Here is a 12,403-nt window from a genome sequence, read left to right on the forward strand (position 1 = left end):
ATTCGGGGGGTGTGACCGAGCGGTCCGGTTTCGGTAAGCAACGTGGCTCTCTCCGTCCAGCACTGAAGGTGGGGGCACGAAGGGGTGATGACGCAGCGTCACCGGCAGAGAGGGCCTCTCGGCGTCTAGCCTCCGGTCGTGGACACCGAGTCGGGGGAGCGCGCGTGACCGTGGCGGACGTCGATCGGCACGCACCTGCCCCGACCTCCGAGGGGGCCGTGCGTGTGGTCCCCGAGGCCCAATGGGACTTCGTGGTCGCCGGCCTCGGCGGGCTGGACACCTACACGAGCGCGGCCTACTCGCGGGCGTCGGCCCTGCTCGAGGTCCCCGGGACCCGCCCGGTGCTCCTGCACGTGCGCTCCGCCACCGGCGACGTCGCCCTCCCGCTGCTGCTGCGCCCGCTGCCCGGCGGCCGGGGCTGGGACGCCATCAGCGCCTACGGCTACGGCGGGCCGGTGGCCCGCTCGGCCGCCGCGGCGGCCTCTCTCGGCCCCACCCTGGACGCGTGGGCGCGGGCAAACGGCGTCGTGACGACGTTCCTGCGCCTGCACCCGCTGCTCGGCAACGCCGCCCTGGTGCCGGCCTCGGCCGAGCTCGTGCCGGCCGGCTCCACCGTGGCCTGGGACGTCTCGCCCGGCCGGGACCTGCTCGCCGGCATGCACGCCCACCACCGGCGGGCGGCGCGCCGGGCCGACCGCGAGGGCCTCGACGTCACCGTCGACCCGGCCCCCGCCGACCTCGGCGCCTTCCGCGACCTCTACTACACGACGATGGAGCGGCAGCAGGCCGACGCGTTCTTCTTCTTCCCGGACGCCTACTGGACGGCGCTGGTGGACGAGGCCGCGGCGCTGCGCCCGCTGCTGGTCGAGGGCCGGCTGGAGGGCCGACTGGTGGCCGCGCTGCTGTGCTTCCCGCACGGCTCGTGGCTGCACTACCACCTCGGCGCCTCCGCCGACGTCGCCCGCGGCATCGGCGCCTCGAACCGGCTGTTCCTGGCCGCGGCCGAGTGGGCGCAGGCGCAGGGCATGTCGCGGCTGCACCTCGGCGGCGGCCTGGGGGGGTCGGCGTCCTCGCCGCTGTTCGTGTTCAAGCACCGCTACGACCCGGAGAGCGAGCCGCTGCCCTTCCACGTCGCCAAGCTCGTGCACGACCCCGTGCGCTACCGCGAGCTCGCCGGCACCGACGACACGGCCGGGTTCTTCCCGCCCTGGCGCCGCCCCGCCGCCTGACGGCGGATCAGGGCAGCGGCGGCACCGCGGTCGTCCGGGCGGGCCGGCCCAGCACGTCGAGCAGCGCGTCGGCCAAGCCGTCGGCGGCGGTGGCCGCGTCGAGCGTGCCGCGCACGTCCGGGACCTCCCGCACCGCGCCGGTCCCCGCGTCCCCGGCCAGCAGCCGGGCCAGCGCCTCGACGTCGCCGTCGGGGGCGAGCCGGACCAGCGGCGCGTCGCGCAGGCCCTTGACGTCGAAGCCGTAGCACCAGCGCCCGACCGCGGCCGCCTCCAGGGCGACCCGGGGCAGCCCCTCCCACGTGGCGGTGTGCAGCAGCGCGGCGGTCCCCGCCAGTGCCTCGGCCACCGGGCCGCGGCCCTCGGCGGTGACGACGTCGCCCAGGCCCCGGGCGGTGACCTCGGCGCGCACCGCATCGTGCAGCGGGCCGTCACCGAGCATGCGCAGCCGCACCGGCACGCCGAGCTCGACCAGCCGCGCCACGACGGCGACCGCGAGCTGCGGGCGCTTGCGCGGCGTCATGTCCCCGGCCCACACCAGGTCGAGGGTGTCCGACGCCGGGACCGGCGAGGCCGGCCACCGCTCGAGGGGGACGCCGACGCCCGTCGCCAGCCGGTGCACCTTGCGCGCGCCGTGCCGCTCGAACCACGCCTGGTCGTCACGGTTGATCGTGACGACGCCGGCGGTGCGCGGCAGCAGCGCCCGCTCGATCGCCTTCCACGGCAGCGCCCGGGCGTCGTCGCGCCCCCAGTGCAGGCCGTGGCAGAAGTAGACGACCGGCGCCCGCAGCCCGGCGACCCGCACCAGCGCCGACGCCGTCGCGGTGTTGGTGACGACGACGTCGTGGCGCTCGGCGGCGGACCACTCCCGGACCGCGCGCAGCGCGGTGCGGACCCCGCGGGAGGGGCGCTGGGTGAAGCCGTCCAGCGGTGTCCAGCCGGGGAGCGACGACGTCGTCCCGCTCGCCGAGGTCACCGCGAAGCCGAGCGCGGTGAGCCGATCGACGATCGGGGGGAAGAACGCGTCCAGCGTGCGGCCCACGCTCGTCAGCAGCCCGACCCGGATGGGCTCGCCCACTCCGACCTCCCGTGTGTCCACGTCCTGTGCGTCCTCGGTCCGGTCGCTGCTCACCGCGCCGCCCGGACCCCGCCGGCGACCGCGGTCTCCGGCACCTGGGGCGTCGGCGCCGGTGGGGCCGCCTCCGGGCGGAGGACCCAGGCGACCAGCAGCCAGCCGGCGACGGCGGGGACGAGGACGTCGATGTCGAGCAGTCGCATGTGGATGGGCGTCGCCGTCAGGACCGCGGCCATCACGCTCAGCGCCCAGATCGAGGCGGGGTGGCCGCGGTGCGGCCACCTGCCCAGCAGGTGCACGACCACGCCGGTGAGGAGGAACACCAGGACCACACCGGCCAGGCCGAAGTCGAAGTAGGCGTCACCGATCGCCGTGTACGTGTTGAAGGGGATCGGCATGTCCACGTAGTCGGCGAACGGCTGGGGAGTGGGGACGTGGATGCCGACCAGCTGGACGAGCTTCACGAGGGCGTACACCGACCGGCCCCACTCGCCGTACGGGCCGGCGTCGCCGGTGGACTGGTCGACCGCCACGGTGAACGCACTGACCCCGCCGAGCTGGTAGAGCAGCGGCTGTACCAGCGAGTCGGGCACCCAGCTGGACACCGTGAGTCCGGCCGGGAGGGTGGACTTGTCCAGCTGCTGGCCGACGAAGCCGAAGTAGGCCAGCCCCCCGCTCCCGACGAGCGTCACCAGTGCGCCGATCCGCACCCCCGCGGGCAGGCGCCGGCGCCGGCGGCGGCGGCGCACCAGGCCGGCCGCCCGGGGCAGCAGGATGAGGAAGAACAGACTGGTGACGGCCACGGTGAGCGTGGCGGTGCGGGACGGGGACTGCATCGTGGCGGCGATCGCCACCGGGACGAGCAGGAACCACCACCCGCGGTGGCAGATCCCGCCGATGATCCCCAGCGCGCCGAGCAGCGGGGCCAGCGCCTGCGCGACACCGACCGGGGCACTGATCGTCAGGTCGCCGTACAGCTCGGCCCAGCGGACCAGCTTGGTGTCGAGCTCGCTGAAGGGGACGCCGAGGACGCCCGAGATGGCCTGGCGGTACTGCCAGGTGCCCCAGAGCACCAGCGCCAGGACGACGACCGCCGCCACGGCGAGCCGGCCGACCCGCACGGTCACGCGGGCGGGCGGAGGAATCGCTGGGGCGGCCGCGCCCTCGCGGACCCGCGGGGTGCGGTCGAGCAACAGCGGCACGGCGCACATCGCGGTCAGGCCGAGGACGACGGCCACCGCGACCCGCGGGCTCGGCTGGACCAGATTGACCGGTCGGATCACCAGCAGCAGGCCGATGACCAGCCAGAGCGCGAGGGTCACCGTGAGCGGGTGGAGCACACCCCACCGGCGCCAGCACAGCAGGAACAGCAGCGTCGAGGCGATGAGGACCAGCGCAGCGCTCACGTCAGCACCTCGACGGTGCCTGGCCGCAGGGCCTCCCGCGCCGAGAGCCGCAGGCCGCGCCAGCGGACCCGCCACCCCTCCGGCTGCCGGGTGAGCGTGCGGGCGGCCCCCTCGGCGAGCGCCACCAGCAGCGCGGCGAGGGCAGCCGGGCGGCCACCGCGCTTGGCGAAGTACCGGATGCGGGAGACCCGGAAGGCGCAGTAGGAGACGGCCGCCACGGTGCGCGAGCTGCCGCCGCCGGCGTGCCGGCCGAAGGGGCGGGTGTCCAGCAGCACCCGCCCGTGCTCGCGGGCACGGTCGCAGATGTCGACGTCCTCGAAGTAGAGCTCGAAGCGCTCGTCGAAGCCGCCCAGCAGGTCGAGGAAGGAGCGGGCGGCCATGAGGAAGGCGCCGTCGACCTGGGGGACCGGCACGGTGCCCGAGTCCGGCTCGAGCGTCATCAGGGAGGAGCCGGCGCCGAGCACCGCGCGCCGCAGCTCGGTCCCGAGCGTCTCGGCACGGCGGGCGTTGCCGATGGCGTCACCGGCCTCCCCGGTCATCCCGCCGCCCAGGACGAGCCGGTCGTCGGACGCGCAGGCCTCGACCAGCTCGGCGAGGCCGCGCTCCAGCAGCACGTCGGGGTTGAGGAAGGTGACCACGGGGTCGGCGGTCGCGTGCATGCCCAGGTTGCAGGCCCGCGCGAAGCCGACGTTGGCGCCGGGGTCGAGGTAGCGGACCCGCCCGTCGGCGCGGCCGACGACCCGCGCGGTCGCCTCGTCGCTGCTGTTGTCCACGACCACCACGTCCCCCACGGCGGGGTCGCGCAGCAGGGCGGGCAGCCCGCGCTCGAGGTAGCCCGCCGAGCGGTAGGCCACCACCACGACCGACGTCCGGGTCACCGGTCCTCCTCCCCAGCGACCGGCCGCAGGGCCGACCGCAGGCTGGTGCGCAGGTACAGCGCCGTCACGAGGTACGCGACGGTCGAGACGACGGCGGTGCCGGTGGTGCCGCCGAGCCAGGTCCCGGGCACGTAGCCCGCGGCGAGGACCAGCGCCAGCACGCCGAAGGTGGCCACCGCCGACTGCCGGCCGAGGGCCTGCAGGGCGCTCAGCGCGATCCGGGAGTAGCCGGCGACGACGGCGCCGGGGAGCACGATGAGCACCAGCGGCACCAGGCCCTCGTAGGCCGAGAGCGGGCCGAGGGAGAGCACGACGGCGGCCCCGGCGATGCCGACGACGCCGAGACCGGCCACCGCTGCGTTCAGCCGGACCGTCCGGTGCAGCTGCCCCTCCCAGCGGGCGGCGTCCATGCGCGCCCGGCTGGAGAAGACCGACAGCGCGAAGGCCTCCGGCACGACCAGCGCGAGCTCGGTCAGCGACAGGGCGATGCCGTAGATGCCGGCCGCGGTGGGACCGAGGACCACGCCGACCACCAGCACGTCGGCCCGGAGCATGACCATCTGGCCGATGCTGCCGACGTTGTTGGCGGTGGCCGAGCGTAGGAACCGCCGCCAGGTCCAGGCGCTGCCCTCAGCAGGGAGCTGCTCGGGGTGCCCGGCCAGGTGGCGGGCGAGCTGTGCAACGGCGACCACGAGGCTCACCAGGACCGACAGGGCCCAGGCGGCGAACACCAGCAGCGGCGAGCGGGTCGTAGCCAGCACCAGCGCGGCGCCGGTGACGTAGAGCAGGCACTGCACCACGATCGTCACCTGGTAGCCGCGGTTACGGCCCAGACCCTGCAGGACCCGGTTGGCGAACAGCTGGGTGACCACCAGCGCGCCGCCCATGAGGGCCCAGCCGGTGGCGACGACGTCGGAGTGCGCCGTCCCCGTGCGCTGGGCCTCGCCCACCAGGACCAGCGCCAGCCCGGTCGCGGCCAGCCCGGCGCAGAACCCGGCGACGAGTCGGATGCCGTGGCGCAGGGTGCTGCGCTCGCCGTCGCGCAGTGCCGCGACCACCGGGACGTGGAGGCTGCCGAAGGCCAGCGCGCCGGACAGCGTGGCGCCGGTCATGAGGTAGGTCAGGACGCCGCGGCGTTCGGGGCCCAGCAACGCCGCCGAGACCAGGGTGATGGCGAAGGTGGCCGCGAGCGGGACGACCTGCGCGACGAACAGGTCGAGGAACCCGCCGGCCTTCAGGGTGCCGAGCGCGCCGCGCACCATGTCGACGGGGCGGGTCCCCGCGGGTCCGGGGCCGGCAGGTGAGGAGCCGTCCGCCACCGCCGTCGACGACGGCAGTTCTGCGCTCACGAGGGTTCCGGGGAGACCGCCGGCAGGGGGCCGACCCGGCGGACCGTCTCCGCCGGCCGCGGCGGCCCGCCGGGGCGTGCTGCGTCCCGTGAGGGGACCGCAGGCGGGACTGCCGGCGCCGCGGAGGTGCCCACCGGCCGGTCCGCTGCATACGGGATCTGCAGCCGCTGGAATCGGGCGGCGCGGCGGGGCACGCCGGTCAGCACCACGCCGAGCAGCCCGGCGGGAGTGCGGGCCAGCGTCTCGGCGGCTTCGGCCAGCCGGTCCCGCAGCGTCACGCCGAACCGGCTGACCAGCAGGAACCCGTCGGCGACCTCGCCGAGGGCCAGGGCCTCGGGCACCGGCGACAGCGGCGGCGCGTCGACGAGCACGAGGGCGGCCCGGTCGCGCAGCCGACCCACCAGTGCGGTGATGCCGTCGGTGGCGGTCGACGTGCTGATGTCCAGCGTGCTCGAGCCTGCGGTGAGGACTGCCAGCGGGGCGCCGTCCCACTGCTGCAGCGCGGAGTCGAGGTCGGCGGTGCCGGCGAGGACGTCGGTCAGGCCGGCGGTGCCGGGCAGCGCGAGGGTGCGGCCGAGGTCCGACGTCTCCGGGTCTGTCTGCACCAGGGCGACGCGGGTGCCGCTCTGGGCCAGCGTGAGGGCCAGTCGGGCGGCGAGCGCCGAGCGGCCCTCGCCGGCGAGCACCCCGGTGAGGACGACGACCCTGGGCGGGCTGTCCCCGTGGCCGAACTGCAGGTGGGCGCGCAGCGTGCGCAGGGCCCCGGCGTCGGGGGACGCAGGGTCCAGGGTCTTCTGCACCGCTCCCCAGGTGGGGGCAGGGTCCTCCACCAGGGCGGTCAGGGGACGGGACCCGGTGGCGTCACGGACGTCGTCGGCGCTGTCGACGGTGCGCCCGACGCGCCGGGGCAGCAGCACGGCCAGGAGTCCGAGGAGCAGACCCAGGCCGCCGCCGAGGGAGAGGTCGCGGGCCGGGTCGGGGCTGATGGGGTCGGGGTCGTGGGTGGCCGGCTCGATGACCGCCACCTGCACCGCGGCCTCGACGACCCCTGGCGGCCGCTCCAGCGTGGCGACCTGCTCGGTGAACTCGTCGGCCACGGCGGCGGCCAGGGCCTGGGCGCGGTCGGCCGTGCTGTCGGTGACGGTCACCGTGAGGACCACGGTCTCGGCGATCGGCTCCACCCGGATCCTCGAGGCCACCTCGGCCGGCGTCTCGTCGAGCCCGAGGTCCTCGACGACGCCGCGCGCGAGGCGCTCGCTCTCGAGCAGCTCCGCGTAGGACTGCAACCGCTGCATCGCGAACAGCTCCGCGGCGTGCGCCTGCGGGAGGTCGGTGACCTCGGTGGCGCTGACGAACACCTGCGTGGTCGACGTGTAGACGGGCGTGGCCCGCCAGAGGACCACCGCTGCCGCGGCCAGCCCGAGGAGGACCCCGAGGACGGGGAACCACCACCGAGCACGCAGCGCCCGTCGCGCGTCCGCCAGCTCCACCATTCCCCCGCTCGGCCAGAAGTGCGACCCCTCCGGTTCAGGGGCCCGACAGCGGTCGGTGCGACGCTCCGTCGCCTCCGACCCGGCCACACGGTAACCGCCGAGTGCAGCCCCGATAAGCCCTTCCGACCCTGGTTCGTGCAGCTCATCCCGACGAGGGGGACTAGAGTCACCCGCACGGGCGACCCCGCTCACGGTGGTCTGTGTTCTCGACCGATCACGCGTCGTGACGGCTCGCCCATGAGCCGTATCCTGTGGAGCCGCCGGGTTCCGTGGCGAGCCCGACTCGCAACCGGAGGAGCGGTCGCTCGGCGAAGCTCGCAGCCGTGCGGAAGTGGATCCTCGTGGTGGCCGGCGTGCTCGTGCTGGCCCTCGCGCTCGCGATCCACACGTTCGTCTGGCCCTCCACCGCGGAGGCAGCGCCCACGGACGCCGTCGTGCTGCTGGCCGGCGACCCCGAGACCCGCATCCCCCTCGCGATCGAGCTGGCCGAGGCCGGCTCCGGGGTCCTGGTGGTCTCCGCTGCCGGCGGAGAGGTGAACGCGCCCGCGCGGGACCTGTGCGGGGGACGCGGGGACCTCGTGGTCCACTGCTTCTCGCCGGCGCAGGACGGCGACGGCACGCGCGCGGAGGCGCGGGCCATCGGCGACCTCGTGGAGCGGCACGGGTGGACCCGCATCACCGTGGTGACGAGCACCTATCACGTGGAGCGCGCCGGCCTGCTGGTCCAGAGGTGCACCGAGGCCGAGGTCGCGATGGTCGCGGCCCGGCCGACGATCTCGCTGGCACGCTGGGGTGTCGCGATCGTGCACGAGGTGGGCGGTCTGGTGGCCGCCCTGACCGACGAGGACTGCTGACCGTCATGGAGAACGAATGAGGAACAGCCCCGGCGCGTCCCGGTGGGCGGCCGCCCTGGTCTCGCTCGCCGTCGTGGGGACCGCGGCCGCGTGTGCGGACCCCGGGACGGCGGCCGAGCCGAGCGGTGCCCTGGTGGTCGTGGTCGGCGGGCGGGCCAACGCGGCGCCGGCCGAACTGACCGGTGTCGCCGCGTCGGCCCGCGACGTCGCGGTCGCGCAGCAGTCGTGGTTCTCCCTGGTGGTCGCCGACGGCGCACCGTTCCAGGACGGTCAGGCGGCGCCTCTGGTCGCCGACGCCCCGGACGCCGGGGAGCGCGACGGCCAGTACGCGGAGAACCGGGCGCGGATCGACGACGCCGTCGCCGCGGCACGGGCCCGGACACCGGAGACCGACCTGCTGTCGGCGATCGACCTCGGCGTCCAGACGGTGGACGTCAGTTCGGGGCTGCGCACCCTCGTCGTCGTGGACTCGGGCCTGTCCACCGCCGGGGCGCTGGACTTCACCGAGCCGGGGATGCTCGACGCCGACCCGCGCGAGGTCGCGGACACCCTCGCGGACTTCGGCCGGCTGCCCGACCTGCGCGGCTGGTCGGTCGTCTTCCAGGGCCTCGGCGACACCGCGGCGCCGCAGCAGCCCCTCGACGATGCCCGCCGCACGCAGCTGGCCTCGATCTGGACCGCCGTCGCCGAGCGTGCCGGGGCGGTCGTCGTCCAGCAGGGCGACGTCCGCCTGTCGGGGGACCCGGAACAGGGCCTGCCGGGCGTGCGGCCGGTGGAGATCGACCCGGGGATCCGGTGCACGGGCGACACCCTGACCCTCACCGGCGGGCCCCTGGGCTTCCACCCCGGCGAGCCGACCCTGCTCGACGAGCGCGCCGCAGCGGAGCTCCTCCGGCCGTACGCGGAGCAGCTCATCGCCCGGCCCGAGCTGATCGCCGAGGTCTTCGGCACCCACCCCGCCGTGGGGGACCCCGCCGTGCTGCGACAGTTCAGCGAGGACCGGGCGCAGGAGGTCGCCTACGTCCTGATCGACCTAGGGGTGCCGATCCCCCAGCTGCACGTCCTCGGCCTGGGCAGCGACTTCCCGGGCTACGTGTCCGACCGCGACTCCACAGGTCACCTCGTCCCGGCGGCCGCGGCGCTGAACCGGACCATCCGCATCGACTTCACCGAGCCGGTGCGGTGTGTCTGACGGAACGACTCCTCCCGTCCCGACGCACGTCCCCCGGATCGCCGTCGGCTCGTCGTACGGGTCGGCGGGCGCCAGCACCCGCGTCCGCGTGCTCGAGTGGCTGCGCTTCCTCGGGCTGGAGGCCGACGCCGTGCTCGACTACATGGGGACGCCGAACGTCCGGCCCGGCACGTTGCTGCGCCGACCCCTGGAGGTCCTGCGCGCCGAGCAACGGCTGCGCCGGGTCAGCCGCGGGCCCGGGTGGGAGCGGCTGCTGGTCTCCCGGTCACTGGGGCCGTTCACCCGCGGCCGGGTGGAGGCGGACCTGCTCCGTCGCTCGGAGTGGGGCGTCTTCGACTTCGACGACGCGCTCTTCGCCGACGACCGGGGCGGGGTGCACCGCTTCTTCGGCGAGGCCGCCGGCTGGTCGACGGCAGTGCAGGGGGCGGACCTGGTGATCGCCGGCAACGAGCTGCTCGCCGACGCGGCCGCACGGCTGAACCCCGAGGTGCGGGTCGTGCCCAGCTGCGTGCACCCCGACGACTACCCGCGCAAGACGGACTACGCCGTCGGCGAGGTGCCGCGGCTGGTGTGGCTGGGGTCGCCGTCGACCGAGCCCTACCTGGCCGACGTCGCGCCGGCGCTCCTCGAGGTGCACCGGCGCACCGGGGCGCGGCTGACGGTCGTCAGCGCAGGCGCGCGGCCGCTGGGGGACCTGGAGGTCATGGCCGACCGCGTCGCCTGGGCCGGCCGGGAGACCGACGCCCTGCTCGCCCCCGCCGACGCCGGGATCATGCCGCTGCCCGACACCCCGTTCACCCGCGGCAAGTGCGCCTACAAGCTGCTGCAGTACGGCGCCGCGGGACTGCCATCGGTGGCCACGCCGGTCGGCGTCAACGCGCGGGTGCTCGAGCAGTTCGGCGCCCCGGCCGCGACCGGCACCGACGAGTGGGTGGATGCGCTGCTGACCGTGCTGCAGGAGCCGGAGGCCGCGCGTCGGGAGCGGGGCGCGGCCGCCCGGCGGGCGGTCGAGGAGCACTACAGCTACGCCGCGTGGCGCGGCGCCTTCGTCGAGGCCCTGCGGCTCCCCGACGGAACCGGTCCGGCGGTGCCTGCGACGGCCGCCGGGACCCCGGCGGGGACGGACGGGGGATCCTGAGCGCGGAACCCGGGGGAGCACGAGGTCGTTCGGCTGTACCGACGGTCCGGGACGGGTTCCCGGCTGGAACGGACGACGGACGACGGGACGGGGCGATGTCGGACGCGGCGGTGCCGCACGGGCGCAGACGGCGTCCCTCCCGCCGCGTCCTCGTGGCCGCCGGCCTGGCAGTGGTCGCCGTGGTCCTGGTGGGCGTCGGGGTGCTCGTCGCCGGCGGTACCGGCGGGGATCGGCCTCCGGTGCCGTCAGCGGCTCCGTCGTCGTCCGGTCCTCCCGTCGGGGCGCCGGGTACCGGGGCTCCTCCCGCGCCGGGAGCCGTCGACGTCCGGACCTTCGGCGCGACCGGGGACGGGGTCACCGACGACGCCCCCGCGCTGCGGCGCGCGCTGGCCGAGGCGACGGCGGTGCACGTGCCCGCCGGCACGTACCTGCTGGGGTCCTACGCCACCCCGCGCAACGACGTCATCAGCGCGGACTTCGTGTTCCACCTGCGCGACGGGCAGACCATCACGGCCGACCCCGGCGCCGTGTTCGTGATGGCCGACGGCGTCGTCGCAGCCTCCGACACGGCGTGGGGTGGCAACGTCTTCTTCGGGGACTCGGTCAGCGGCGTGACGATCTCCGGGCTGACCCTCGACCTCAACGGCCCCCGCAACCTGGTGCCGCCCAGGCGCACGATCACCGGCTACGGCCTCTACCTCTACGCGGCGCAGGACGTCACGCTCGACGGCGTCACCATGCGGGACACGCCAGGGCAGAACTACGTGGTCACCCAGAACGGGGGCAGCGGGATCACGGTGCGTGACTCGTCGTTCCTCAACGGCGGGACGTCGATCCCCGGCAACCGGAACCAGATCGACTTCTCGGCGCTGTACTTCACCTCGTCCGACGTCACCGTCGAGCGGATCCTCGTCGACCACGACCAGCAGCCGTTCGACTTCAGCGGTGGCGTGGAGCTGCACGGCCCGCGGGAGTCGGTGACGGACAGCGTCATCAACGACAGCTGGCCGGCGGTGTACATCGGCCCCGACGAGGCCTCGGACCTGCAGCTGCAGGACGCGATCACCGTCTCCGGCAACCGGTTCCTCGACTCCGGCCGCGGCGTGGTGTTCAACGCCCTGGGGACCGGGGAGATCCACGACGTCGAGATCGTCGACAACGAGTTCCGGATGACCCCCTTCGAGGCGTTCGGCGGTGAGCCCGTGCGCGCGATCGACCAGGACATGCCGCCGGACGGCAACTGGACCTACCACCACCTCATCACCGGGCTGACCGTCCGCGGCAACACCGTCGACGGGAACGGCGCGTGGACCGACGCGGTGGTGCGGCTGTCGCAGGTGCACAGCGCGCAGGTCACCGGCAACCGGCTGGACGGCGTCGTCGGCTCCGCGCTGGTCCTCTACAGCTCCCCGTGGGACACCACCGACGTCGAGTTCTCCGACAACGCCATCACCTGGCAGCCCAGCCGCGGGGCGCCGCTCATGGCCCTGTCCTTCGACGGCAGCTCCACGTCCCCGCCGCGGACGGCCTTCAACGCCCGCGGGATCACCGTGGCGGGCAACCGCGTCGCGGTGACCGCGGACGAGGACGGCTCGTGCGCCGTGCACGCGGAGTGGCCCGACGCCGCACGGGTCTCCGACGTCACGGTGCGCGGCAACGACCTCGACGGGGTCGAGGAGACGGTGTGCGGCCCTCGGGCCGGGGAACTGACCGTCGGTCCCTGATTACGGACTCCGCTCCCTGTGACGCCCCGGAGACCGACAGAGTGTGACCACCCCTGTGCCGGGTGTAA

Annotated in this window: 10 protein-coding genes; 5 read left to right on the plus strand and 5 right to left on the minus strand. The window is 75.1% G+C overall.

Going from position 1 to position 12,403, the window contains the following annotated elements; all coding sequences use genetic code 11:
* Nucleotides 1-224: 224 nt before the first annotated feature.
* The gene (locus tag ACI8AA_RS14970; RefSeq protein WP_457045196.1) at nucleotides 225-1,229 is read left to right on the plus strand and encodes a GNAT family N-acetyltransferase; all 1,005 of its coding nucleotides are present in this window, start codon (nucleotides 225-227) and stop codon (nucleotides 1,227-1,229) included.
* Nucleotides 1,230-1,236: 7 nt separating this feature from the next.
* Here ACI8AA_RS14970 and ACI8AA_RS14975 read toward each other — a convergent pair whose 3' ends face one another.
* The 5 genes from ACI8AA_RS14975 to ACI8AA_RS14995 are packed head-to-tail and all read right to left on the minus strand — an operon-like array spanning nucleotide 1,237 to nucleotide 7,427.
* Nucleotides 1,237-2,304, minus strand: coding sequence for a glycosyltransferase (locus ACI8AA_RS14975; RefSeq protein WP_457045197.1), 1,068 nt, complete (start codon nucleotides 2,302-2,304; stop codon nucleotides 1,237-1,239).
* Nucleotides 2,305-2,354: 50 nt separating this feature from the next.
* Nucleotides 2,355-3,707 (minus strand): O-antigen polymerase, encoded by a 1,353-nt coding sequence (locus tag ACI8AA_RS14980; protein ID WP_457045198.1) that lies wholly within the window; start codon nucleotides 3,705-3,707, stop codon nucleotides 2,355-2,357.
* Nucleotides 3,704-4,585, minus strand: coding sequence for a glycosyltransferase family 2 protein (locus tag ACI8AA_RS14985; protein WP_457045199.1), 882 nt, complete (start codon nucleotides 4,583-4,585; stop codon nucleotides 3,704-3,706). Before ACI8AA_RS14985 ends, ACI8AA_RS14980 begins: the two co-directional genes overlap by 4 nt.
* Nucleotides 4,582-5,934: a lipopolysaccharide biosynthesis protein gene (locus tag ACI8AA_RS14990; RefSeq protein ID WP_457045200.1), complete on the minus strand. Its 1,353-nt coding sequence runs from the start codon at nucleotides 5,932-5,934 to the stop codon at nucleotides 4,582-4,584. The genes ACI8AA_RS14985 and ACI8AA_RS14990 overlap by 4 nt, the downstream gene beginning before the upstream one ends.
* Nucleotides 5,931-7,427 (minus strand): Wzz/FepE/Etk N-terminal domain-containing protein, encoded by a 1,497-nt coding sequence (locus ACI8AA_RS14995; protein WP_457045201.1) that lies wholly within the window; start codon nucleotides 7,425-7,427, stop codon nucleotides 5,931-5,933. The genes ACI8AA_RS14990 and ACI8AA_RS14995 overlap by 4 nt, the downstream gene beginning before the upstream one ends.
* A 323-nt stretch (nucleotides 7,428-7,750) precedes the next feature.
* On the opposite strand from ACI8AA_RS14995, the gene ACI8AA_RS15000 reads away from it, so the two are divergent.
* The 4 genes from ACI8AA_RS15000 to ACI8AA_RS15015 all read left to right on the plus strand — a co-directional run bounded on the left by ACI8AA_RS15000 (nucleotide 7,751) and on the right by ACI8AA_RS15015 (nucleotide 12,335).
* Nucleotides 7,751-8,281 (plus strand): YdcF family protein, encoded by a 531-nt coding sequence (locus ACI8AA_RS15000; protein ID WP_457045202.1) that lies wholly within the window; start codon nucleotides 7,751-7,753, stop codon nucleotides 8,279-8,281.
* A 16-nt stretch (nucleotides 8,282-8,297) separates the two neighbouring features.
* On the plus strand, nucleotides 8,298-9,473 hold the full coding sequence (locus ACI8AA_RS15005; RefSeq protein ID WP_457045203.1) for an OmpA family protein: 1,176 nt from the start codon (nucleotides 8,298-8,300) through the stop codon (nucleotides 9,471-9,473).
* Between the two features lie 88 nt (nucleotides 9,474-9,561).
* Nucleotides 9,562-10,611: a glycosyltransferase gene (locus ACI8AA_RS15010; RefSeq protein WP_457045204.1), complete on the plus strand. Its 1,050-nt coding sequence runs from the start codon at nucleotides 9,562-9,564 to the stop codon at nucleotides 10,609-10,611.
* 239 nt (nucleotides 10,612-10,850) lie between these two features.
* Nucleotides 10,851-12,335, plus strand: a complete 1,485-nt coding sequence (locus tag ACI8AA_RS15015) for a glycosyl hydrolase family 28-related protein (protein WP_457045205.1) — start codon at nucleotides 10,851-10,853, stop codon at nucleotides 12,333-12,335.
* The last annotated feature ends 68 nt before the right edge of the window (nucleotides 12,336-12,403 follow it).

The organism is Geodermatophilus sp. SYSU D01180 (assembly GCF_054050415.1).

Excerpts from the sequence above, each read along its gene's own strand:
- ACI8AA_RS14995 (WP_457045201.1), bottom strand. The coding sequence starts at position 7,427 with ATGGTGGAGCTGGCGGACGCGCGACGGGCGCTGCGTGCTCGGTGGTGG.
- ACI8AA_RS15005 (WP_457045203.1), top strand. The coding sequence starts at position 8,298 with ATGAGGAACAGCCCCGGCGCGTCCCGGTGGGCGGCCGCCCTGGTCTCG.